The sequence below is a fragment of the Dolomitihabitans soli genome, assembly GCF_022213955.1.
Classification (GTDB): domain Bacteria; phylum Actinomycetota; class Actinomycetes; order Streptosporangiales; family Streptosporangiaceae; genus Streptosporangium_A; species Streptosporangium_A soli.
The window spans coordinates 177441-200312 of record NZ_JAKNTW010000018.1 but is presented as its reverse complement, the minus strand read 5'-3'; the positions used below and the strand labels follow the sequence as shown (position 1 = coordinate 200312).

The 22872-nt window shown below is 70.3% G+C and carries 19 protein-coding genes and 1 riboswitch; of the genes, 3 read left to right on the top strand and 16 right to left on the bottom strand.

Annotation, left to right across the window (positions count from 1 at the left end; translation table 11 throughout):
• Window positions 1-72: 72 nt before the first annotated feature.
• Window positions 73-705, bottom strand: coding sequence for a TenA family protein (locus tag MBA17_RS29705; protein WP_238499986.1), 633 nt, complete (start codon window positions 703-705; stop codon window positions 73-75).
• Between the two features lie 110 nt (window positions 706-815).
• Here MBA17_RS29705 and trxA point away from each other — a divergent pair, with 110 nt between their 5' ends.
• Window positions 816-1193: a thioredoxin gene (trxA, locus tag MBA17_RS29700; RefSeq protein WP_238499984.1), complete on the top strand. Its 378-nt coding sequence runs from the start codon at window positions 816-818 to the stop codon at window positions 1191-1193.
• 54 nt (window positions 1194-1247) lie between these two features.
• On the opposite strand, the gene MBA17_RS29695 is transcribed toward trxA, so the two are convergent.
• The 12 genes from MBA17_RS29695 to MBA17_RS29640 all read right to left on the bottom strand — a co-directional run bounded on the left by MBA17_RS29695 (window position 1248) and on the right by MBA17_RS29640 (window position 15170).
• A complete protein-coding gene (locus tag MBA17_RS29695; protein WP_238499978.1) occupies window positions 1248-2588 on the bottom strand; it encodes a class II 3-deoxy-7-phosphoheptulonate synthase in 1341 nt (446 codons plus the stop codon).
• A gap of 49 nt (window positions 2589-2637) precedes the next feature.
• Window positions 2638-3873: an FAD-dependent oxidoreductase gene (locus tag MBA17_RS29690; RefSeq protein ID WP_238499977.1), complete on the bottom strand. Its 1236-nt coding sequence runs from the start codon at window positions 3871-3873 to the stop codon at window positions 2638-2640.
• Between the two features lie 165 nt (window positions 3874-4038).
• On the bottom strand, window positions 4039-5028 hold the full coding sequence (locus MBA17_RS29685; RefSeq protein WP_238499975.1) for a phosphotransferase family protein: 990 nt from the start codon (window positions 5026-5028) through the stop codon (window positions 4039-4041).
• Between the two features lie 12 nt (window positions 5029-5040).
• Complete coding sequence (locus MBA17_RS29680) at window positions 5041-5925, bottom strand: aldose 1-epimerase family protein (RefSeq protein WP_238499973.1); 885 nt, start codon at window positions 5923-5925, stop codon at window positions 5041-5043.
• Window positions 5926-5987: 62 nt separating this feature from the next.
• Window positions 5988-7298 (bottom strand): GH1 family beta-glucosidase, encoded by a 1311-nt coding sequence (locus MBA17_RS29675; protein ID WP_238499971.1) that lies wholly within the window; start codon window positions 7296-7298, stop codon window positions 5988-5990.
• Window positions 7299-7392: 94 nt separating this feature from the next.
• Entirely contained in the window at window positions 7393-8418 is a 1026-nt protein-coding gene (locus tag MBA17_RS29670; RefSeq protein ID WP_238499963.1) for a LacI family DNA-binding transcriptional regulator, read from the bottom strand.
• A 51-nt stretch (window positions 8419-8469) separates the two neighbouring features.
• Window positions 8470-9909, bottom strand: a complete 1440-nt coding sequence (locus tag MBA17_RS29665) for a GH1 family beta-glucosidase (RefSeq protein ID WP_238499962.1) — start codon at window positions 9907-9909, stop codon at window positions 8470-8472.
• The gene (locus MBA17_RS29660; protein ID WP_238499959.1) at window positions 9906-10790 is read right to left on the bottom strand and encodes a carbohydrate ABC transporter permease; all 885 of its coding nucleotides are present in this window, start codon (window positions 10788-10790) and stop codon (window positions 9906-9908) included. The genes MBA17_RS29665 and MBA17_RS29660 overlap by 4 nt, the downstream gene beginning before the upstream one ends.
• Window positions 10787-11773, bottom strand: a complete 987-nt coding sequence (locus tag MBA17_RS29655; RefSeq protein WP_238499958.1) for a carbohydrate ABC transporter permease — start codon at window positions 11771-11773, stop codon at window positions 10787-10789. Before MBA17_RS29655 ends, MBA17_RS29660 begins: the two co-directional genes overlap by 4 nt.
• A 118-nt stretch (window positions 11774-11891) precedes the next feature.
• A complete protein-coding gene (locus MBA17_RS29650; RefSeq protein WP_238499957.1) occupies window positions 11892-13250 on the bottom strand; it encodes an ABC transporter substrate-binding protein in 1359 nt (452 codons plus the stop codon).
• A 296-nt stretch (window positions 13251-13546) separates the two neighbouring features.
• Window positions 13547-14365, bottom strand: coding sequence for an aldo/keto reductase (locus MBA17_RS29645; RefSeq protein WP_238499955.1), 819 nt, complete (start codon window positions 14363-14365; stop codon window positions 13547-13549).
• Between the two features lie 151 nt (window positions 14366-14516).
• Entirely contained in the window at window positions 14517-15170 is a 654-nt protein-coding gene (locus tag MBA17_RS29640; protein ID WP_238499954.1) for a CHAP domain-containing protein, read from the bottom strand.
• A 12-nt stretch (window positions 15171-15182) separates the two neighbouring features.
• Window positions 15183-15334: riboswitch (cyclic di-AMP (ydaO/yuaA leader) on the bottom strand.
• Window positions 15335-15586: 252 nt separating this feature from the next.
• On the opposite strand from MBA17_RS29640, the gene MBA17_RS29635 reads away from it, so the two are divergent.
• Entirely contained in the window at window positions 15587-16627 is a 1041-nt protein-coding gene (locus MBA17_RS29635; protein WP_238499952.1) for a hypothetical protein, read from the top strand.
• An 11-nt stretch (window positions 16628-16638) separates the two neighbouring features.
• On the top strand, window positions 16639-17820 hold the full coding sequence (locus MBA17_RS29630) for a DUF6716 putative glycosyltransferase (protein ID WP_238499951.1): 1182 nt from the start codon (window positions 16639-16641) through the stop codon (window positions 17818-17820).
• A gap of 370 nt (window positions 17821-18190) precedes the next feature.
• Here the strand turns inward: MBA17_RS29630 and MBA17_RS29625 are convergent, their stop codons facing one another.
• The 3 genes from MBA17_RS29625 to MBA17_RS29615 all read right to left on the bottom strand — a co-directional run bounded on the left by MBA17_RS29625 (window position 18191) and on the right by MBA17_RS29615 (window position 22795).
• Window positions 18191-19477, bottom strand: a complete 1287-nt coding sequence (locus tag MBA17_RS29625; protein WP_238499950.1) for an alpha-2,8-polysialyltransferase family protein — start codon at window positions 19475-19477, stop codon at window positions 18191-18193.
• 174 nt (window positions 19478-19651) lie between these two features.
• Entirely contained in the window at window positions 19652-20662 is a 1011-nt protein-coding gene (locus MBA17_RS29620) for a glycosyltransferase family 2 protein (RefSeq protein WP_238499947.1), read from the bottom strand.
• 75 nt (window positions 20663-20737) lie between these two features.
• Complete coding sequence (locus MBA17_RS29615; RefSeq protein WP_238499945.1) at window positions 20738-22795, bottom strand: N-acetylneuraminate synthase family protein; 2058 nt, start codon at window positions 22793-22795, stop codon at window positions 20738-20740.
• Between the last annotated feature and the right edge of the window lie 77 nt (window positions 22796-22872).

The following is a 22872-nucleotide window of genomic DNA, read 5'->3' as shown; positions in this document are numbered from 1 at the left end:
GCGCGCAATACCCACTAGATAGATAGGTTTTGTTGGTTTGGTCGCCGGTCTCCGCCCACGTGATCTCGACGTCTAGGACGCCATGTCGAAGAAGAGGCGTTCCAGCTTCGTCGCCCGCTGGAAGAGGTCGAGGACCCGCCTGCGCTCCTCCTCGGAGAGGGCGGGGCCGAGGCGGTCCAGCTCGCCGCGCAGGAAGCCGACCCAGGCGCGGAACTCCGGGCCCTCGTGGAGTTCGATCCACTCGCGGTGCAGCGGGCTCTCCGGCAGCGGCGCCGGGGCCCGTTCGGCCCAGCCGAGGTAACTCCACTCCGCCACGCACAGGACGGCCAGGATCGACGGGTACTCCTGGCTGGTCCTCGCCTCGTCCATCAGGGCGCGGAAGTCCCTGGTCACCGGTTCGAGCGGCGGGGCGGCGGCGGGGTCCTCGCCGAGGGCGGCCAGGGCCCGGTGGAAGTAGCCGCGCTCCTCGTCGGTCGCGATCTGGCCGAGGAAGCGCCCGAAGGGGACCCGGGCCTCGAAACCGTCGGCGCACGCGACCGCCGCGCCGAGCAGGGCGGTGAAGGCGTCCACGAACTGGAAGTCCTGGACCAGATAGCGGCGCATGTCGGCTTCCCCGCGGGTGATGGCGGCGGCGAACGGATGGGTGACCACCGCCGTCCAGTCGGGTTCGCTCCGCTCGCGCAGCCATTCGCTGAAGACGGTCAAGACGCCTCTCCTCACTGTCGGGCCCACGGTCGTGATCTCAAAGTGGAATGCTGGGGGCGGGTACAAGGTTATGAGGGCTGGAAGCAGACGCGAGAGACGAGGAGCGACTGGTGGCGACCATCGCGGTAACCGAGAAGAACTTCAACGAGATCGCCGACCAGGGGATCGTACTGCTCGACTTCTGGGCGGCGTGGTGTGGCCCGTGCCGTACGTTCGGGCCCATCTTCGAGAAGGCCTCGGAGAAGCACGACGACATCACCTTCGGCAAGATCGACACCGAGGAGCAGCGCTCCCTCGCCGAGGGGTTCGAGATCAGCTCGATTCCCACGATCATGGCGATCCGCGACGGCATCGTGGTCTTCGCCCAGCCCGGCGCACTCCCCGCGCCCGCACTGGAAGACCTGATCGGCCAGGTCAGGGCCCTCGACATGGAGTCGATCCGCAGCGAGCTGGCCTCGGAGCTGGACGGCAAGCAGCAGCAGGCCTGAAACAGGTGAGAAGGGGAGCCGTCGTTACCCGGGGCTCCCCTTCCCGCGCGCGAATCAGGCCGAGCGGTACAGCTCAGCCACGCGGAACGCCAGGTCGAGCGCCTGGCCGCGGTTGAGCCGCGGGTCGCAGGCCGTCTCGTAGCGCCGCGCCAGGTCACCCTCGACGATCGCGTGCCCGCCGCCGACGCACTCGGTGACGTCGTCGCCGGTGAACTCGATGTGGATGCCGCCCGGGTGGGTGCCGAGCGCCCTGTGCACCTCGAAGAAGCCGGCGACCTCGTCGAGGATGTCGTCGAGCCGGCGCGTCTTGTGCCCGCTCGGCGCCTCGAAGGTGTTCCCGTGCATCGGGTCGCACACCCAGCCCACCACGGCGCCGCTGGCGGTGATCTTCTCCACCAGCGAGGGCAGCGCCTCACGGATCTTGGAGGCGCCCATCCGGGTGATGAACGTCAGCCTGCCGGGCTCGTTCCCCGGGTTGAGCTTCTCGATGAGCGCCAGCGCGTCCTCGGGTGCGGTCGTCGGCCCCAGCTTGACGCCGATCGGGTTGCGGATCCGGCTGAAGAACTCGACGTGCGCGCCGTCGAGCTGCCTGGTCCGCTCGCCGATCCACACCATGTGGGCCGACACGTCGTACGGCAGGCCGGTCCGCGAGTCGACGCGGGTGAGCGCCCGGTCGTAGTCGAGGATGAGCGCCTCGTGCGAGGAGTAGAACTCCACCGAGTGGAACTCCTCCGGGTCGGCCCCGCACGCGCGCATGAACGCCAGTGCCTGGTCGATCTCCCTGGCGAGCTGCTCGTAGCGCCGGCCGGCGGGCGAGCCGGCCACGAAGTCCTGGTTCCAGGCGTGGACCTGGCGCAGGTCGGCGTAGCCGCCCTTGGTGAAGGCCCGGCACAGGTTGAGGGTCACCGCGGCCGAATGGTAGGCCCGCAGCAGCCGCCACGGGTCCGGCTCGCGCGACTCCGGGGTGAAGTCGAAGCCGTTGACCATGTCGCCCCGGTAGGCGGGCAGCTCGACGCCGTCGCGGATCTCGGTGCCCTTGGACCGGGGCTTGGCGAACTGACCCGCCATCCGCCCGATCTTGACGATCGGCACCTTGCCCGCATAGGTGAGCACGATCGCCATCTGCAGCAGGGTCTTGAGCTTGTTGCGCACGGCGTCGGCGGTGGCTCCCGCGAACGTCTCAGCGCAGTCTCCGCCCTGCAGGACGAAAGCCTCACCCCGGGCTACGGCGGCCAGTTCGGTTTTGAGCTGGTCACACTCGCCGGCGAACACCAGAGGTGGCAGCCCGCCCAGCTCGGTGACGACCTCGTCGAGCCGACCGCGGTCGGGCCAGTCGGGCTGCTGGGCGGCGGTCAGTTCTCGCCAGGAATCCAGATTGATCGGTTCTGCGCTCACGGCATATCAGGTTATTGCACTGAGAGGGGTGCAGCGGGCCGCTGTCCACCTACTGAGAATGTCTTTGTGCCAAAAATTCACGATTTACGTGCTCGGGGAGCACCCCGAGGCCGACGAACCTGCCCACGATCCTTCGCACGATCGCCGGCGGGGCGGGAAATCTGGCCGAGTCGCGCCGGCCGGCGAGCGTGGGCCGGATGACCCGCTCCTGGATCTGGATCTGCGCGAACTGGGTCACGGCGGCGGGCGGCAGACGGCGGCGCTGGACGCGGGCCAGCAGCGACGCGGGCATCGGCTCGACCACCGGGGTGCGCACCCGCTGCGCGCGGACCATCGGCCCGGCGACCAGGTTGGCGGTGGCGACCGCGTCCTGGATCGCCAGGTTGATGCCGACGCCGCCGATCGGCGACATCGCGTGCGCCGCGTCGCCGATGCACACCAGGCCCGGCAGGTGCCAGCGCGGCAGCCGGTCCACCGCCACGGACAGCACGCTGGTGTCCGCGAAGGAGCCGACCTCGCCCATCCGGCCGGTGAGGAACGGCACCAGGGCCGTGACCGACGCGCGGAACCGCTCGATCCCGCGGGCCCGCAGCGCGTCGAACCCGCCCTTGGGGATGAGGTAGGCGAGCTGCCAGTAGGTCTCCCGGTTGATCGCCACCATCCCCGCACCCCCGGCGAAGCGCAGGAACGGATCGGGCGGGTCGTCCGCCGACCGGGAGACGCGGAACCAGACCACGTCCATCGGGGCGCCCAGCTTCCTGACCCGCAGCCCGGCGGCCCGCCGTACGTCGGAGGCGCGGCCGTCGGCGGCGACCGTCAGGGCCGCGCGGACCTCGTGCTCGCCGTCCGCGTCGCGGTAGCGGAGCCCGCGCACCGCGCCACCCTCGGTGATCACGTCGTACGCCTCGGCTCGCATGATCAGGCGGAAGTTGGGCAGCCGCCGGGCCGCCCCGGTGATCAGGTCGAGGAACTCCCACTGCGGGACGAAGGCGATGTAGCGGTACGCGCCGGGCAGGTGCCGGAAGTCGGCCAGCGGCGTCAGCGTGACGCCGTTGGAGATCGCCAGGTAAGGGGCCTTGTGGAGGGGCAGCCGGTGGAACTCCTCACTCAGGCCGAGTTCGTCGAGGACCTGCAGGGTGGAGGGATGGATCGTGTCCCCTCTGAAGTCGCGCAGGAAGTCGGCGTGCTTCTCCAGCAGCGTCACCTCGACGCCCGCGCGGGCGAGCAGCAGGCCCAGCATGGCTCCGGCCGGGCCGCCTCCGGCGATCACGCATGTCGTCAGCATTCCCGATACATCCCACAGATCGCGCCCGCCCAAAAGGGCCCCACCCGGCAGGCGCCCGGCCGCCGCGCCGTGTCCCGAGCCGCGCGGCTGACGCACCCGGCACGCACCCGGGTTCGGGGGCGCGCGGCAGCTGCGGAACACCCTCGCGTACGGCCCGGCCCCCGGTCAGCGCACCGCGTCGAGGGCACGCAGCAGGGTGGTCGAGGCCCGTTCGCGGATCGGCGCGTAGTCCTCCTCGGGATACTGCCGCGGGCCGTTCTCGACCAGCAGGATCAGGTAGAGGTAGACGCGGTAGAGGGCCAGCCGGGCCATGGCGGAGGGGGTCAGGTCGAGCTGCCCGCCGGCCTCCCGGTAGCCCGTCACCAGTTCGTCGGACTCGTCCAGTTCGCCGAAGATGGTCGGGGTGACGAAGTCGGCCAGCGGGTCGCCCCAGAAGGCGCGCTCATGGTCGATGATCGCCTCGATCCTCGGCGGGCCGTCGCCGACGGTCAGGAAGACGTTGCCCGGCCAGATGTCGAAGTGCACCAGGGAGGGCGTCCGCACCTCGTCGAGCACCCCGGAGGCGGCCCTGACGACCGCCGCGATCTCGCTCGCCGGCAGTGGGAGCGGCATCGCGTAACGGGCCGCGTCGCGCAGCACGGCGTCGATCATCGTCAGGAACGCCTCGCGCCACGTCGCGCCGGTCAGCCCGCCGTGCGGATAGCCGTACGTCTCGCCGGTGACGGCGTTGAACCGGGCCAGATGACGGCCCAGCTCGCGGCGCAGTGCCCGGCTGTCGGCCTCCTTCAGCGAGGACGCCGCCTGGTTCCAGGGCACCCCGTCCAGGGCGGCGAAGACCAGGTAGTCGCCGCCGAGCACCGGATCGTCGAACCCGGCGTGGATCAGCGCGGGGACCGGCACGCCCGCGGGCCCGCACAGCCGGTAGACGAGCGCCTCGGTGCGCAGCAGGTCACGTTCGTAGGTGAGCTGCTCGAGCTCGGGCGGCGGCGACAGCTTGAGCACCAGCTCGCGCCCGTCGTCGAGCGTGAGATGCCACACCGCGTTAGCGTAGCCGTCCGCCAGCTCCCGCGACCGCGTCACCCCGGCCCCCACCGCGCGGCGCGCGAGCGCGTCGAGTGCGCCGGGGGACAACACCCGTTTCGTCCTACTGTCCACTGGCAGACCACCTCATCCGGGGGACACGGTCCAGCTCGCCTCGTGCTTGTCGCCGGGCTCCAGCACGACCAGGTCGGTACCGGAGTTGAAGGCATCGGGCGGGCAGGTCATCGGCTCCACCGCGATGCCCGCGTGACCGAGCCCGGTGCCGGTGCAGACCTGGACCCACGGCATGGCGACGGGATCCCAGCGCATCTCGACGCCTCCCGCGGGCCCGCTCAGCCGTACCCGTGCGAGACCGTCGTCGTCCGCCTCGATCGCGGTGAACGCGTGGTCCACCGCGGTCTCGCCGGTCGCGCGCGGCAGCCGGAAGTCGTACGGCGTGCCGGCGACGTCCGCCAGCGACCGGGGGAGCAGCCGGTCGTCCACGAGCAGCACCTTGCTCGCCGGGACCCGCAGCTCCCACTCCTCGACGGGCCCGTCGCCGGCCAGCAGCCACGGGTGCGGGCCGCAGCCGTAGGGCGCGGCCTGGTCGCCGGTGTTCTGCGCGGTCAGGGTGGTGGTCAGGCCGTCGGCGGTGAGCGTGTAGAGCACCTCCAGCGACAGCGTGAACGGGTAGCCCGCCGAGGGGAGGAGGGTGTGCGCGAACCGCACGGAGGCGGGGGCCTGCTCCACCGCCTCCCAGTGCGTCTCCGCGACCAGGCCGTGCAGCGCGTTGCCCCGGTCCTGCTCGTTCACCGGCAGGCGCAGCGACCGCCCGCCGAAGGTGTAGCCCGCGCCGCCGACCCGGTTGGGCCAGGGCGCGAGCAGGGTGCCGCTGTAGTAAGGGATCGGGCCGCCGGCCGGCCAGCTCGCCACCAGCTCCCGCTCGCCGTGCCTGAGCGTGCGCAGCGCGGCGGCCCGCTCGGTGAACTCGGCGAGCATCGCGCCGTTGCGCAGGGTGAACTCGCGGGACACGGGCGGTCCTCTCTCAAAACGACAAGGTCAAGAAATGGTATCGTGCCGGTGATCTTCGCAGGTCAGTCGAGGCGTCCTGACCTGATCACGTCGCGGTACCACAGGGCGCTGTCCTTGGGAGTGCGCCGCTGCGTGGCGTAGTCGACGTGGACCAGCCCGAAGCGCTGGCTGTAGCCCTCGGCCCACTCGAAGTTGTCGAGCAGCGACCACGCGTGGTAGCCCTCGACGCGCACGCCCTCCGCGATGGCGCGGTGCAGCGCCGCCAGGTGGTCCCGGTAGAAGCCGAGCCGGCCGTCGTCGCGGACCCGCCCGTCCTCGTCCGGCTCGTCGAGGGTGGGCAGCCCGTTCTCGGTGATCACCAGCGGTACCTCGCGGTAGTCGCGCTTCAGCCGGACCAGTACGTCGTACAGCCCGTCCGGGTGGATCTCCAGCCACTGCGCCTGCGCCACCGGGTGCTTGAAGACGCGCTCGCCCTCGCCGTTGACGTACTTCGGGTTGTAGTACTGCACGCCGAGCAGGTCGATGGGCTCGCTGATGGTGACCAGGTCGCCCTCCTCGATCACCTCGGGCATCCGGCTCCGTCCGCCGATCCACTCCAGCATGTCGGCGGGGTAGCGGCCGTTGAAGATCGGGTCCAGGTAGATCCGGTTCTCCAGGCCGTCGTGCAGCCGGGCCTGCTCGCGTGCGCGGTCGGTGTCGTCGGCGGGGTAGACCGGCGCCAGGTTGAGCGCCGGGCCGATCCGCCGCCCCGGATGCGTCGCGTGCAACGCCGCCGCGGCGAGCCCGTGCGCGAGGTGCAGGTGGTGGAGCACCACGAAGGACCTGGCCGGGTCGGTGACCCCCGGCGCGTGGATGCCCATCTGGTAGCCCGCCTCGACCACCGTCTTGGGTTCGTTGATGGTCAGCCAGTCGCGGATGTTGAGCTCGTCGAAGACGACCTTCGCGTAGTCGGCGAACCAGTGGGCGCAGTCGCGGTTCTCCCAGCCGCCCTTGTCCTGGAGCGCCTGGGGGAGATCCCAGTGGAAGAGCGTGGCCATCGGCCGGATGCCGCGCTCCCGGAGCCCTTCGACGAGCCTGCGGTAGAAGTCCAGGCCCGCCTGGTTGATCTGGCCCGTCCCTTCCGGCAGCACGCGTGACCAGGACAGGGAGAACCGGTAGCTTCGCAGGGCCAGGGACGCCATCAGGTCGAGGTCCTCCTCCAGCCGGTGATAGTGGCCGGAGGCGACGTCGCCCGTGTCGCCGCCGTGCACCTTGCCCGGGGTGCGGCTGAAGGTGTCCCAGACGGACGGGCCTCTGCCGTCCTCATGGGCGGCGCCCTCGATCTGGTAGGCCGAGGTGGCCGCCCCCCACACGAAGTCCTGAGGAAATCGCACGTGTGTCTCCTTGTCGAGGAGGATCTGCGGTCAGTATAATGGGAGCGCTCCCATTTGTGCAGTGGTACAGCACGCGGCCCTCTCGCCGCGGCGTTCAGGCCGAGGCGCGGATCACCAGGTGCGTGTCGAGGATGACGACCGGCTGCTCGAGCAGCTCGCCGTTGATCCGCGCGACCAGGAGCTGGGCCATCTGCCGGCCCATCGACTCCGACGGCTGGTGCACCGTGGTGAGCGCCGGGGCGGAGTGCGCGCCCGCGGGGGAGTCGTCGAAGCCGATCACCGCCACGTCGTGGGGGATTTCGTGGCCCTCCTCCTTCAGCACCCGGATCGCGCCGAGCGCCATCGGGTCGGAGGCGGTGAAGACGGCGTCGATGCCCTCGTAGCCGGCCAGCAGCTTGCGCATCGCGGTGACCCCGCTCTCCTCGCTGAAGTCGCCGTAGACCACGATCTCCGGCAACCCGGTGGCGAGCAGCGCGTCGCGGTAGCCGGCCAGGCGGTCGACTCCCACGTACATGTCCTGCGCGCCGGCGATGGTGGCGATCCGCCGCCTGCCCTGGGTCAGCAGGTACTTGACCGCCTGGCGGGCGCCGGCCCGGTTGTCGGCGTCGACGTAGCTGTAGGGGTCGAGCCCCACGGGGCGGCCGCCGAGCACGGTGGGCACGCCCATCGCCTCCAGCCGCCCCGGCAGCGGGTCGGCGCCGTGCAGCGAGATCAGCAGCACGCCGTCGACGTGCTGGCTGGTGAGGTAGTGCTCCAGGCGGCCGTGCTCCTCGGGCGACTGGGCCATCGCCAGGATCAGCTGCAACCCGGTCTCGGACAGCGCGGACCCGATGCCCCGGATTATCCCGGCGAAGAACGGCTCGTCGAACAGCCGTTGCTGGGTCTCGGAGACGACCAGGGCGATGGTGTCGGTGCGCCGTGTCACCAGTGTGCGCGCCGCGCGGTTGGGCACGTAGCCCAGCTCGTCGATGGCGTGCAGGACGGCGTCACGGGCCTTCTCGCTGACCTTCGGCGAGCCGTTGATCACCCGTGACACCGTGCCGCGACCGACGCCGGCACGCGCCGCGACCGCCTCTAGCGTCGGACGCGTCACTGTCGTCGTGCGCCGGTCCCCGTTCATTGACGATGCTCCCCTAATCCGTGTCGGGCACCCGGCAGGGCGCCTGAGGTCTCATTCTGCCGGAGCCCGCAGGCCACCACGAGTAATGGTTTCGGCATACCAGAGGGCACTGTCCTTGGGAATTCTCCGCTGGGTCTCATAATCGACGTAGATCAGCCCGAAGCGCTTGCCGTATCCCCAGGCCCATTCGAAATTGTCCATCAGGGACCAGGCGAAGTAGCCGCGCAGCGGGATGCCCTGTGCCACGGCCTCGTGGCAGATCCGGAGATGGGCCTCGATGTACGCCTGCCGTTCCTGGTCGTGGATCGAGTCCTCGACGGTGAGCACGTCGTCGAAGGCCGCGCCGTTCTCCGAGATCACCATCGGGATGCTCGGGTAGTCACGGGCGACCCGGGAAAGGATCTCCAGCAGGCCGGCGTCGTCGATCTCCCAGCCCATCGCGGTGACCGGGCGGCCGCCGTTGACGAACGAGACGTGTTCGCTGCCCACCCAGGGGGAACCCGAGTCGGTCGGCGCCGCCGCCGCGGACGCCGCGCCGCCGGGACGGCCGGACACGGTGAAGCGGCTGTAGTAGTTGACCATCAGCATGTCCAGCGGCTGCGCGATCGTCGCCATGTCGCCGTCCTGGACGAACGACGTGTCCGTGACGGGCGCGAGGTCCTCGATGACGTCGGCCGGATACTCGCCCTTGAGCAGCGCGTCGAGGAAGAACCTGTTCTGCATGCCGTCGATGCGGCGGGCCGCGTCGAGGTCCGCCTCGCTGTCGGTCTCCGGCGAGATCGCGTAGAGGTTGACGCAGCCGCCGATGACCGTGTCCGGCGACTGGGCGCGCATCGCCTGCACCGACAGCCCGTGGGCCAGGTTCAGGTGGTGGGCCGCCCGGATCGACGCCGCGGGCTCGCGCCGCCCGGGGGCGTGCTCGCCGGAGGCGTAGCCGAGGAACGCCGAGCACCACGGCTCGTTCACCGTGCTGAAGTTCGTGACCCGGTCGCTCAGCTCCGCGTGCACCGCCGCCGCGTAGTCGGCGAAGCGCTTCGACGTGTCACGTGCGGGCCAGCCGCCCGCGTCCTCGATCGCCTGGGGGAGATCCCAGTGATACAGGGTCACCCACGGGTCGACGCCGTTCGCGAGCAGCTCGTCGGTCAGCCGCTTGTAGAAGTCGAGCCCCGCCGCGTTGATCTCGCCGACCCCGTCGGGCTGAACCCGCGGCCAGGAGACGGAGAAGCGGTAGGCGGTCAGGCCCAGTTCGGCCATGACCTTGACGTCGTCGCGGTAGCGGTTGTAGTGGTCGATGGCGACGTCGGCGTGCTCGCCGTTGAGCACCCGCCCGGGCTGGCGGACGAATCCGTCCCAGATGGATCGCCCGCGTCCGTCCTGGTCGACGGCGCCTTCGATCTGGTAGGCCGAGGTGGCCGCACCCCAGACGAACCCGGTGGGAAACGTCAGGACCGGCGTCTGCGCCTGTTGCGTATGGGCCTGTTGCGTGGTCACGCCTTGACAGCACCTTCCATGAGGCCGCCGACGATCTGCCGGCCGAACGCGATGAAGACGATGAGGAGCGGGAGCACCGACAGGGCGGTGCCCGTGAAGATCAGCGCGTAGTCCGCCGTGTGCTGACCGGTGAGGAACGCGATCGACACCTGGACCGTCGGGTTCTCCGGCGTCAGGACGATCAGCGGCCACATGAACTCGTTCCAGTTGAGCATGAACACCTGCAGGGCCAGCACCGCCATGCCCGGCCGTACGGCGGGCAGGATGACGTTCCAGTAGATGCGCATGGTCGTGGCCCCGTCCACGCGCGCCGCCTCCACCAGCTCGTGCGGCACGGCCTGCTCGGTGTACTGCGTCATCATGAAGACGCCGAAGCCGTTGAGCAGGAACGGCAGGATCACCGCCTGGAGGGTCCCGGTCCAGCCGAGGTTCACCATGAGCTGGTACAGCGGCACGATGCCCATCTGCTGGATCGGCACCATCATGGTGAGCAGGATCGAGCCGAGCAGCAGCTTGCGGCCGCGGAAGCGGAGCCGGGCGAAGGCGAAGCCGGCCAGCGTCGAGATGAGGACGACGGACAGCGTCACGGTGGAGGTGACGATCAGCGAGTTGGTCAGCCCGGTGATGAAGTGCGCGTCCTCGGTGGCGAACACCCGCGCGATGTTCTCGCCCAGGTTGCCGCCCGGGAGCAGCGGCGGCGGCGTGTCCACGGCCTGCGAGGTGGTCCGCGACGCGATGACGATCATCCAGTAGATCGGGAAGACCGACAGGAGGATGGCGAACAGCAGCGCCGCCTTGGTCAGCGGGGTCGCTCTGAAGGGGTCCCGGCGACGGTTGGCCCGATCGTTGGCCCGCTGCCGGGTCTGCGCGATCGTGGTCATCGGGATCCTCCCCCAATGCGGCGGACGAGGGCGTAGTTGATGAGGACACCGATCAGGATCAGGACGAACAGCATCCAGGCGACCGTGGCGGCGTAGCCGTACTCGAACCTCCTGAATCCCTGCTCGACGATGTACATGGCGACGGTCTGGAACTGGCCGTTGCTGCCGCCGGTCATGGTGCCGTTGTTGAACAGGACGGGTTCGGCGAACAGGGTGAGTCCGCCGATGGTGGAGACGAAGACCGTGAAGATGATGGTCGGCCGCAGCATGGGCAGGGTGATCTGCCAGAACTGGCGCCTGGGTGTGGCGCCGTCGATCGAGGCCGCCTCGTAGAGGTCGCGCCCGATCGTCTGCATCGCGGCGAGATAGATGATCGCGTTGTAGCCGGTCCACCGCCAGTCCACCATTGTGGCGATGGCGAGCCAGGAGGACCATTTCTCGTTCTGCCAGGCGATGTTGTCTATCCCGACGAGATTCAGCACCCAGTTGATCATTCCGTAGTCACGGCCGTAGAGCTGGGTGAAGACCACCGCGACGGCCACCACGGAGGTGATCAGCGGGATCAGCACCCCCAGCCGGAAGAACAACCGGCCGCGGATGCGCTTGTTGAGCGCGTTGGCCAGCAGCAGGGCCAGGATCAGCTGGGGGACGGTCGACAGGATGAAGATGCCGACCGTGTTGACGACGGCGTTCCAGAAGTCGCCGTCGCTCATCAACTTGATGTAGTTGTCGAGCCCGGCGAACTCGGCGTCGCCCGCGAGTTCGTATTTCTGCAGGGAGACCCAGAGGGTGAAGCCCAGGGGGAAGATCCCGAATACCGCGAAGAGCAGGAAGTAGGGCGAGATCAGGAGATAGGGCGTCACCCGGAGGTCGAACCGCCCGGTTCTCTCCCTGCGGCCTTTGGACCCTCTCCTGCCGTGTCTGGAGCCACGGGGCGGCGCGGGGGCCCGGCCCGTGCGGTCCGTGTCGACGTGGAGGCTCATGACGAGTACCTTTCGGCGATCGGAGCGGCCGGTATGAGCTCAGCGGCTCGCTCAGGAAGTTGGTCACCGGCCCGCAGGCGCGCACGCCCGGCGGACCGGTGACGATCGGCGGAGGGGATCAGCCCTCCGCCACCTTCTTGGCCTCGTCGATGAACTTCTGCCAGGCCTGGTCGGCCGGGATCGACCCGTCGTCCATACCGAGGACGACGTTCTCCACCTCCGTTTTGGTCTGGGAGTGCTTCTCGCCGAGGAAGATGGGGGGAAGCGTCTTGATGGACGGGCCGAAGATCTCGCCGAGCGGCGCGCCGCTGAACCAGTCGTTGACCGCGCCCTGCAGTTCGGGGCTGTCCTGCGCCGGGATGGTGCTGGGCAGGTTGCCGCCCTCCTTGAAGGCGAGCAGTTGGGCCTCGGGGCTGGTCAGGTAGCTGGCCAGCTCGGCGGCCTCCTTGGGGTGCTGCGACTGCTTGGGTACGGCGAGCCAGGAGCCGCCCCAGTTGCCGCTGCCGCCGGGCACCGCCGCGACGTCCCACTGGCCCTTGCCCTGGTCGGGCTTCTCACCGTTCTCGGTGATGTTGCCCTGGATGACGCCGAGCATCCAGCCGGGGGCGCCCATCGTCGCGAAGGCGCCCTTCTTCATGCCGGCGGTCCACGGGTCCTGGAAGTTGCGCAGCTTGGCCGAGATCCCCGCCTCGTTGACCTTGCTGGCGAAATCGAACGCCGACTTCACCGCGGGGTTGGTGTCGACGATGAGCTTGTTCTCCTTGTCGTAGTAGGAGACGTTGCCGTTCTTGGCGGCCTCCTGCGACAGGACGACGTTGAACCAGGTGTTCAGGCCGTCGACGAACTTGACGTCCTTCACCTTCTCCTGGAACTTCTTGCCGGTCGCGATGAAGTCGTCCCACGTCGACCAGAGCTTCGCGACCTCCTCGCGGTCGGTCGGCAGGCCCGCCTTCTTGAACAGGTCCTTGCGATAGGCGACCGCCATGCCGCCGACGTCGGTGCCGAGCGCGAACAGCTTGCCCTCGGTGTTGACGCCGTTCTCCCACTTCCACGCCGGGAAGTCCGCCTTGCGGCTGTCGAGGCCGTACTGGCTGAGGTCGGTGAAGAACTGCGGCCTCGCCTTGGCCAGGCCCATGCCGCCCTCGTCGATGCCGATGACGTCACCGGCGCCCTTGCCCGCCTGCAGCCAGTTGAGCATCTGCGGCCAGTACTGGTTCTCGAAGTCCGGCGTCAGGTTGTTGTACTTCACCTGGACGTTCGGGTGCTCCTGGTTCCACTTCTCAACGGCTGCCTTGTAACCGAAGTTCGTGCCGCCGCCGAAGGTCTGCAGTGTGAGTGTGATCTTCTCGTCGGCCGCCTTGGTGCCGTCGGTCGTCGCAGGCGCGTCACTGCCCCCGCACGCCGCCGTGGCGGCGAGCGTGGCGGCCATCGCCACGGCGACCGCGGCAAGCCTGCCGTGCCGCTTGTTGATCATCATTCCGGACCCCTCTCAGGTGGTCGCCTGAATCTGTGGGAGGTGGCGTCGCGGCCGGTCCCCGACAACGCGGTACGCGACGCGATCATCTTCGTGTCAATCCCCGAAGCTTGGGAGCGCTCCCACGAAGAGTGGCCGATGGGCAACCGCGCCGTCAATACGCCGAAACCTAACTGTTACTCCGTGGACTCCTACGAGGTGGTAAGGGGATTTAAAGCGCTTTACCCGCCATCTAGGGCCTTGGGAGCGCTCCCATCACATCGCGACATAAAGTGATATTTCGCCCAAATGGCAGGCTGTTAGCCGAAGGTGCCGGGATCCGGGCCGTAACGCGTCCCGTCGTCCAGCCTCCCGATCGCCGCCATGTCATCGGCGCTCAGCTCGAAGCCGAAGACGTCGATGTTCTCCGCGATGCGCGACGGCGTCACCGACTTGGGGATCACCACGTTGCCGAGCTGAAGGTGCCAGCGGAGCACCACCTGAGCCGGGGTCCTGCCGTGCGCGGCGCCGATCTCGGCCAGGACCGGCTCGTCGAGCAGACCGCGTCCCTGGCCCAGCGGACTCCACGCCTCGGTCTGGATGCCGAGCTTCCCGTGCAGGTCGCGCAGCTCTCCTTGGGGGAACCTGGGATGCAGTTCGATCTGGTTGAGCACCGGCATCACCTCCGCCTGCCGGGCCAGCCGGGTGAGCGTGCCGGTGGTGAAGTTGGAGACGCCGATGGCGCGCACCCGGCCCTCGGCGTACAGCTTCTCCAGCGCCCGCCAGGTCTCTGCGTACCGATCCTGCGCGGGACACGGCCAGTGGATGAGATAGAGGTCGAGCACGTCGAGCCCGAGCCGTTCCATGCTCGCGTCGAACGCCCGAAGGGCGGGGTCGAAGCCGTGGTCGTCGTTCCACAGCTTGCTGGTCAGGAACAGCTCCTCGCGAGGCACGCCCGACGCCCGTACGGCCCGGCCCACGCCGGCCTCGTTGCGGTACAGCTTCGCCGTGTCGATGCTCCGGTAACCCGCCTCGATCGCGGTGGAGACGGCCTTCTCGGCGGCCGCGTCGTCGACCTGCCACACCCCGAAACCGAGCCGCGGCATGTCGATCCCGTTGTTGAGCGTCACGTTCTCCATGCGATCGATGGTCTCAAAGGGCTTCGGCGAAGCGATGGCCGGGCCGGGACCTGTTCACAGCCTGATCCGGCGGGTCCAGGGGGTGTCCCCGGGCCCGCCGGAAGGGAGTTCGCGCGGCCGGGGTGGTCGCCCCGGGAGACGCGTGCCGGGTTCAGGCGGTGGCGTACTCGGGGTAGCCGTAGCCGACGACCTGGCTCTTGGGCCTGGTCCGCACCTGGACCTGGCCGCTGCCGGTGTTGCCCTCGACCGTCTTGATCGTGCCGTCGCCGTTGTCCTTCATGACGAATCCGACGTGGTTGATGGAATCGATCGACTTGCCGCCGCTCCAGGAGAAGAACACGACGGCGCCGCGCTTGGGCTTTCCTCCCCAGCGGTTGTTGTCACGGAACCATTCGGCGTGCGTGACGGTGTAGGCGTCCCAGCCGACGGTCGGCCGCGCGCCCAGCTTGTCGCCCACCCAGGAGACGAACATCGCGCACCACGGCGCGTTCCTGTAGCCGGCGACGCTTCCGCCGTCACGCCTGAGGGTCTCCTTTGCGCGCTCGGAGGACATGTACCACTCGTGGAACTTCGTGCCACCACCCCTGCTGTTCTCGCTGATCCCCACCTGCTTCAAGGCCAGGTCGATGACGTCCTGGGCCTTGACGGAGGTCTGCGCGTCGGGGGCGTCGACCTTCTGGGCACGGTGGTGGTGATCCGCGTAGGCGGGCGAGAGTCCGGTCAGGGCTGAGGCGATGAGGGTCGCCCCCAGCACTGCGCCGGCCAGGGGGGCTCTGGTGACGCTCAGAATCCGGGGAACGGACATAAAAGGGGGATCTCCTTACTTCCATGCCGCCTACCGGGTTAGCTGACGGGTTCGGGCCTGGAAGGCGGCCCTACGGCTCGCCGCCCGAAGGCGGCAGGGCCGATTCACCCCATGGGAGAGATGGGTCCCCGGCTCCGCTTGCGCGGACTCGGCGGCCGCGCTCCTGGCGGGAGGGGGTTCCCGCCATACCGGAACGCGGTGCTTGTACGGCGCGGCATCCGCAAACCTCGCAAACAGTGATATGGATGCCGTAAGTCCGTGAAAGGTAATACAGAGGGATGTAAGAGGGCAAGACGGACATAAAGAACTTTGCCTTGGCGTGGCCAAGTCGGGTGCGCGGGAGGTCGGACGGCGAATCCGTCTGTTCATTCGTGGTTCCCGATCACGTAAGGCGGCGAAGCTAGCGTGGTGCCGTCGTGAACGGGTCAACGCCCGGCGTGGAGGACGGTCGGCGGCGCCACGCGCGGGAGCAGGGGTCGGCCGTGGCCTGGGTGGAGTCCCCGCTGCAGATGCTCTGCGCCGTGGAGGCCCACCACTTCGGGCTGCTCGGAGCCGACACGCGAATCGTGCCCAGGGCCAAGCTGCCCGCGCTCGCCGCCACCCGCCGTGAGCTCAAGCGGCTCGGCCTCCCCGGGGGCGCCGCCTTCGCCGCCCCCGAAGCCGAGATGACCCGGCCCGGACGCGGCCTCACCTGGGCGGTCGGCGACGCGTTCTCCGGTAAGGTGCAGCTCAGCTGGCTGACGGCGTTCCCGCGCCGCGTGGTGATCGTCGATGACGGGCTGGCCACGATCCGGCTGCTCGAACTGCTCGCCGGGCGGCCGTGGACACCACTGCTGCGCGCCCGCGCACGAGCCGGGCCGCTGCGCGGCACGCTCGGCGTCGCCGCCGGGCTCCGTCTGCGTGCCGCCGCCAAGGCGGGCAGGCTCTCCCTCTTCACCGCCCTGCCCGTCCCCGGCGAGCTGGCTCTCGCCGTACGGCGGACCGGAGCCGAACTCGTCACCCACGACTTCGGCTGGCTCCGCGCGCAGCCCCTGGGCGGGGCGCCACCCGCCGAGCCGGTCATCGTGCTCGGCACCTCCCTGGTCCGCAACGGCCTGATCCACCGCGATCCCTACTTCGGCTGGCTCGCCGGACTGGGCGCGGCCGGGCCCGTCGCCTACTTCCCGCACCGCCGCGAGGACCCCGGCGACCTCGAACGCGTCAGGGAACTGCCCGGCATCACCGTCTACGACGGCGGCGCCCCGGCGGAGATCACCCTGCGCGGCCTGTCCACCGGGCAGCGCGTGCTCAGCCTGCCCTCCACCGCCGTCACGTCACTGAGGGTGCTGCTGTCGCCGCGTGGCGTCCCCGTCGAGGCCGTCGAGGTCCCCGACGACTGGTGGACCGCGCAGGCCGCCCCCGCGCTCCGTTCTCACCTGCAGATGTTCACCCACAACGATTCGGGAGTCGCACGTTGAAGGTCCTGGCCGTGGCCGATTCGGACTCGTATCTGAAATGGGCCGCAAGCCTGCTCGACGGACTGCCGGGAACGGCCGACCTGGTGGTGGTGCGAACCCCGATCACTCCTTCCCCCGACCAGATAGCCGCCGCCACCCACGGGACCCGCTTCACCCGGCCGGCGCCGGTGGTCTCGGCACGGCAGATACGGCGGGAGGCGGAACGTTCCCGGCCCGACGTGGTGCTCATGGCGTGCACCGGGCCGGTGGTCGACGTGCTGGTCTCCGGCGTTCTCGGCGGCCTCCGTCCCCGGCCGGTGTTCGTGTCGGGGCTGCCCGGGATCTCCGTTCCCGCGACGGAGAAGGCGTGGCTGTTCCGCAGCGGCTGCGACCTGTTCGTGGTGCACAGCGGCCGGGAGGTCGAGGAGTTCTCCGCCGTCGCCGGGCGGCTCGGCGGCGGCGGCGAGATCGGCCTGGCCCGCCTGCCCTTCCTCGGTGGCGGCGGCGAGCAGGCGGACGTCAGGGACAGAGTGATCTTCGCGACCCAGGCGAAGGTGCCCAGGCGGCGGGAGGATCGGGAGAGCGTTCTGCTCGCCCTCGCCGAGCTCGCCGGGCGTCGGCCCGATCTCGACGTGGTGGTCAAACTCCGGGCGCTGGACGGCGAGCGGCAGACCCACAACGAGCGTCACCACTACGAGCGTCTCTGGCGGGCGATGGCGGCCGACGGCCGGGTGCCCGCCGACGCCGTCCGATTCGCCGCCGGGTCGATGCGCGAGCACCTCACGCGCGCGGCCGGGTTCGTGACCGTCAGCTCGACGGCGGCCCTGGAGGCGATGGACGCGTCGGTGCCGCTGCTCGTCCTCTCGGACTTCGGCGTCAGCGAAGAGATGATCAACCTGGTCTTCGAGGACAGCGACTGCCTCGGCACCCTCGGCGAACTGGCCGAAGGCACGTTCCACACCCCGAACGCCCGCTGGCGCGCGGCCAACTACTTCCACGACCCCGCGGCCTCCACCTGGGGCGCCCGCCTCGCCGGCCTGGTCGAGGACACCCGCGCCGGACGGCTCGCCCCGGCCCGCTCCCTCCTCGACGGTCCCGAGCACACCGCCGCCCGCCGCCGCGCCCGCCTCCGCGTCGAGGTCCCCCCGAACATGCTCCGCGCCGGCTACCGCGCCAAGCGCCGCCTCCGCGGCTACCTGAAATCCCTCACCTGACCGCGCGCCCCTTTGTACGGCGTTTTTGTACGGCAAGCCAGGCCGGCGCTCCTGACCGTGGGTGGCCGGGGTTCGTGGGCACATGGTGCTGTGCCGCGATGGCCGGCCGCCGTATCAACCGCGTCCGGCCATGCCCTCCGGTTCAAGACCCGGGCGCCGGCCGTCTCCTGCGGTTCGAACCGGCTTCGGCGGTCACACGGGGACGGGTGTGAGACCAGCGGAGATGGCCGGCGGGCCTGCCGAAACGGTGGTCAGCGCGCACACCACAGAAGCGTTGACCCCGCAGGCCCCGGCCGCCGACGGCGGGTGGCCGAGTCGGGGCTTGCCGTACGTGCTGCCTCGGCGAGCGGGCGAGCGGAGTTTGGGGTGGTCAGGGGAGGGCGCGGGAGAGGCGGTGGCGGAGGCGGGTCAGGGCGCCGGGGGGTTCGGAGGGCGGGGCGGCCAGGAGGTCGAGGGCGGCGAGGCGCTGGCGTTTGAAGTGCCGGCCGGAGCCGGCCTCGGCGAGGTAGGCGGCGGCCGTGTCCCGGAGGCCGGGGTGGGCCGCGCTCTGCATGCAGTAGCCGACGGCGCCGACCAGGGACGGGAGCCGGTCGGCCGGAACCGGCGGATCCTGCAGCGAGCCGTCGGGCAGCAGCACGGGCGTCGTGGCGTCCACGATCGTGGCGGGCACCCGGTTGCTGTTCTCGTACGGCGTCAGGCGTTCCAGCACCAGTTCCCCGCCCACGGTCGCCACCGGCAGGTCGTAGTATCTTCTCGCGGTGGCCAGGGCGGTCGAGAAACAGCCGACGACCAGCGCCGGACGCAGCCGGGCGAAGCACACCTCCGCCGGTGTCGACTCGCCCGCGACCGTGAGCCGCACCCCCAGGTCCTCGGCCGTCTGGCGGAGCTGCTGGGCGTGCCGGCGGCCGGCGGCCGGGTGGGGCTTGAACACCACGCGGTCGTGGCCGCGCGCCACCAGTCCGCGCAGCATGGTCGCGTGCAGTTCGGCCTCCTCGTCGGGGGTGAGGATGTCGAGCGCGGAGAGATACTGCCCGAGGATCAGGGCGTCGCCCTCCAGATCGTCGGCGCAGGCCCGCGCCACCTCGCCGATGACCGAGGTGAACGCCTCGCCGGGCAGCGCCTCCGCCGGCACGCCGTACTCTTCGAGCAGGAGCGGGGTGAGGCCGGGGACGAGGTCGAGGTGGAGGAGGCGGGTGAGGCGGCCGGAGATCTCCAGCGGCAGCGGGTCGCGGGTCGGGCCGTAGCTCATCAGGCCGTCGGAGTAGACGGTGATCGGGCATTCCCTGATCAGCCCGGCGAGCGCCCGGGCCGGCGGGACCGCGATCGACTCCACGATCAGCTCGTCGGGGCCGTCGTCCAGGGACAGCTGCGAGGCGACCAGGCGGCCGATCATCGGCACCTCGATGACCCGGGCCTTCCAGTCGGAGGGGTGCAGCGGCGCGACGATGTCGTTCCACGACCGCACCTCGTCGAACCGGTCGCGGAGCACGGCGAAGCCGGGCGTCCGGTCCAGCGGCGAGGTGATCTCCGGGATGGCCGCGTTGTTGGACACCAGCAGGATCCGCCGCCCCGCGCGCGGCCCGAAGCTGCCGGCGTCCATCGCGGCGGCCAGCGTCATGGCTCCGAACAGCGTAGAGGCGTAGAAGAGCTGCGTCATCGAATCCCCCTGAGCATGGCTGCGCCGGGGGCTGATCCCGGGCGCGGGAGGAGGCGGATCATCGGGTTTCCCGTGCGCGTGGCTGCGCCGGGGTGTGATCCCGGGAGCGGAATCATCGGGTTCCCGTGCGCGTGGCCGCGGCGGGGTGCGGCCGCGGGGGCGCGAGGAGGCGGGTCATCGGGTTCCCCTGAGCCTGGCGGCCGGGGACGGCTCCTCCAGGGTGGGGCGGTGGCGGGCGGTGCCGGGGAGTTCCGGCATCAGGGCGCGCAGTGCCGACACCCGCTCGGGTTCGAGGCGGGACACGGTCGCGGCGAGCAGATCGTCCGGGAGCCGGCGAAGCGTGTCCGCACCCCGCTCCTCGAACCTGACGCGCAGCTCCGGTGTGAAGCGTTCCGCGAGTTCGAGGTGGTGGGCCAGCAGCGCGCACAGGGTCCGCACCGCCTTGGGCAGGAACCGAGGGTCCTGGTCGAGATCCTTGAGCACCAGTTCGAAGGCGTCGAAGAAGTGAAGCTGGCGCTCGTCCCCGATCTGGGTGAGGGAGCCGGGCACCTGCCGCCGGTAGAAGACGCCGTGCAGCGAGACCACCGCGTAGGAGCGGGCCTGCCGGTGCAGCCGCCAGATCCACGGCCGGTCCTCGGCGGTGTGCAGATGGCCGGGAAAGGCCAGCAGTTCGCCGAGTTCGCGCCGGTAGACGCCGGCCCAGGCGTAGGGGTAGTCGACCATCGACTTGCCGTCGACCGGCAGGATGCCGTCACGCGGATCGAGCACCACACCACGCCTGGCCTGGGGCGCGCGATGGATGACCCGCTTGCGGCCCTCCGCCTGCACATGGTCCACCCGGACGAAGTCGCAGCCCAGCCCGTCGATCGCGGCGACCAGCGCGGCCAGGTGACCCGGCGCGTACCAGTCGTCGCCGTCCAGGAACGTGACGTAGCGGCCGGCAGCCAGCGACAGGCCGAGGTTGCGCGCGTCGGCCAGCCCGACGGGGCTCTGGTTGCGCAGCACCGAGAGCCCCGGCAGGTCGTGGCGGAAGTCATCGACGATCGCTCCGGTCGCGTCCACCGAGCCGTCGTCCACCACGATGAACTCGAAGTCCGGCCGTGCGTTGCGCACCATCGAGGTCAGGGCGTCTGCGATGTACGGCTCGCCGTCGCGAACCGGTACAACGACGGACAGGTTGATCAAAACACTTCCTTCGGGTGTGGCCGGACGGTGACGCGGTGGTGTGGTGGCCGGGGCGGTGACGCGGCCGGGTGGTGGTCAGACGGTGACGCGGCGCAGCCGGGCCTTGGGGGCCTCCTCGCCGGGGAAGACGCGCTTGACGCCGTCGCCGAGGGCGGTCTCGATGATCCGGATGTCGCGCACCAGGTGTTCGAGGCCGGCCGGTTCGAGGGAGGCGGCGTGGTCGGAACCCCACATCGTGCGGTCCAGGGTGATGTGCCGCTCCACGGTCACCGCGCCGAGGGTGACCGCCGCCAGCGAGATCTGCAGGCCGCGCTCGTGACCCGAGTAGCCGACCGGCACGCCGTACCGCTCCTGGAGGGTGACGATGGTGCGGAGGTTGGCCTCCTCGGGCGGGAGCGGGTAGGTGGAGGTGGCGTGCATGAGGACCAGCCGGGAGGTGCCGAGGATCTCCACGGCCCGGTCGATCTCCTCCAGCGTGGACATGCCGGTGGACAGGATGAGCGGCTTGCCGGTGGCGGCGAGCGCCCGCAGGAGCTCCAGGTCGGTCACGCCGGCCGAGGCGATCTTGTGGGTGACGACGTCCATGCTTTCGAGGAACTCCACCGAGGGCACGTCCCACGGCGAGGCGAACCAGTGCAGGCCCCGCTCCTTGCAGTACTCGGCGATCTGGGAGTACTCGTCGTGCCCGAACTCCGTCCGGATCTTGTACTCCATGTAGGTCATCTCGCCCCACGGCGTCTGCCTGATCTGGTCGCGCTGCTCCAGCGGAACGCAGATCTCCGGGGTGCGCTTCTGGAACTTGACCGCCTGGCAGCCGGCCTCGGCGGCGACGTCGATCAGCCGGCGCGCGATGTCGAGGTCGCCGTTGTGGTTGATGCCGATCTCGCCGATCACGTAGACCGGCCGGCCCGTGCCGACCAGCGTGTCGCCGATCTGCACCGGCTTGGCCACCGGGCTGATCCGCAGCTCGGTGCGCGGCGCGACGTCGGCCACCGCGTCCGGCGCCGGCCGCGCGGCCAGCACCCGGTCGCACAGCTCCCGTACGGCTCCCGCACCGCCGGGGCGGGTGAGCACGACGCGGGCGGCGGTGCGCACCCGGGGGTGGGCGTCGGGCACCGTGATCGGCCAGCCGACCTCGCTCATCGGGCCCAGGTCGTTGACGTCGTTGCCCACGTAGGCGACGCGGGCCGGGTCGAGGCCCTCGATGGTCAGCCAGTCGTGCAGCACGGTCCGCTTGTCGGTCAGGCCCTGGAGCACCGGCACGCCCAGCTTGCGCGCGCGGGTGGCGACCACCGGGTTGTGCTCGGTGGACATGATCAGCAGCTTGACCCCCGAGCGGCGCAGCAGGGCGATGCCCATCCCGTCGGAGCGGCTGACGGCGACCATCTCCCGCCCGTCCTGGTCGACGAAGGCGCGGTCGTCGGTGTGCACGCCGTCGAAGTCGGTGATCACCGCGTCGACGTCGATCGGCTCCGGCTCGTCGACGAACGACGCGAGCGCCCGGACGAGGTCGAGGTCCTCCGGGCCGTCCACCTCGATCGCGCGCTTGGCCGCGACCTGCTGCAGGGCGATGGTGCCGAAGAACCGGTGCCCGTGCTCGCGCAGCCCCTCGGCGCGCATCACGTAGAACGCGCCGGTCTCCCGGAAGTGCGGCTCGCGGTCCTGCCGCATGGGCCGGTAGGCGGGGTCGTGGTTGACGCCCGCGCCGTTCGTCCGCCACAGGAACTCGTGCGTCTCCAGCCCGGAGAGGACCACGTCGGCGGTCCCGCCGAGGACCTTGGCGATCGCGCCGTCGAGGTCGGCCGGGTCGATGAACGCGCTGGTGCACTGCACGAGGACGACGACCTCCGGCGCCTCCTCGATGCTCTCCAGCGCGTGCAGCACGGCCGACTCGCTGGAGGCGGATCCGCCGCTCAACTCGGCGGGGCGCTGGACCACGCGGGCGCCGGCGAGCCGGGCCGCCTCGGCGATCCCGTCGTGGTCGGTACTGACGATCACCTCGTCGACGAGTTCGGCCCGCACGCAGGCTCGCACCGCGCGGGCGACGAGGGGCGTGCCGCCGACCTCGGCCAGGTTCTTCAGCGGGACGCCCGCGGAACCGCCTCGGGCGGGGACTACGGCCAGGACTCGCAAGATGACTCCTCATGGACGGACGAAAACGGCCCTGAGCTGGGGGTGTTTTCGAAACCTAGCCACGGGGGTGACCATGC

Coding starts and splice junctions, on each gene's coding strand:
- MBA17_RS29690 (WP_238499977.1), bottom strand. CDS start 3,873: ATGCTGACGACATGCGTGATCGCCGGAGGCGGCCCGGCCGGAGCCATG.
- MBA17_RS29670 (WP_238499963.1), bottom strand. CDS start 8,418: ATGAACGGGGACCGGCGCACGACGACAGTGACGCGTCCGACGCTAGAG.
- MBA17_RS29660 (WP_238499959.1), bottom strand. CDS start 10,790: ATGACCACGATCGCGCAGACCCGGCAGCGGGCCAACGATCGGGCCAAC.
- MBA17_RS29655 (WP_238499958.1), bottom strand. CDS start 11,773: ATGAGCCTCCACGTCGACACGGACCGCACGGGCCGGGCCCCCGCGCCG.
- MBA17_RS29650 (WP_238499957.1), bottom strand. CDS start 13,250: ATGATGATCAACAAGCGGCACGGCAGGCTTGCCGCGGTCGCCGTGGCG.
- MBA17_RS29645 (WP_238499955.1), bottom strand. CDS start 14,365: ATGGAGAACGTGACGCTCAACAACGGGATCGACATGCCGCGGCTCGGT.
- MBA17_RS29640 (WP_238499954.1), bottom strand. CDS start 15,170: ATGTCCGTTCCCCGGATTCTGAGCGTCACCAGAGCCCCCCTGGCCGGC.
- MBA17_RS29625 (WP_238499950.1), bottom strand. CDS start 19,477: ATGACGCAGCTCTTCTACGCCTCTACGCTGTTCGGAGCCATGACGCTG.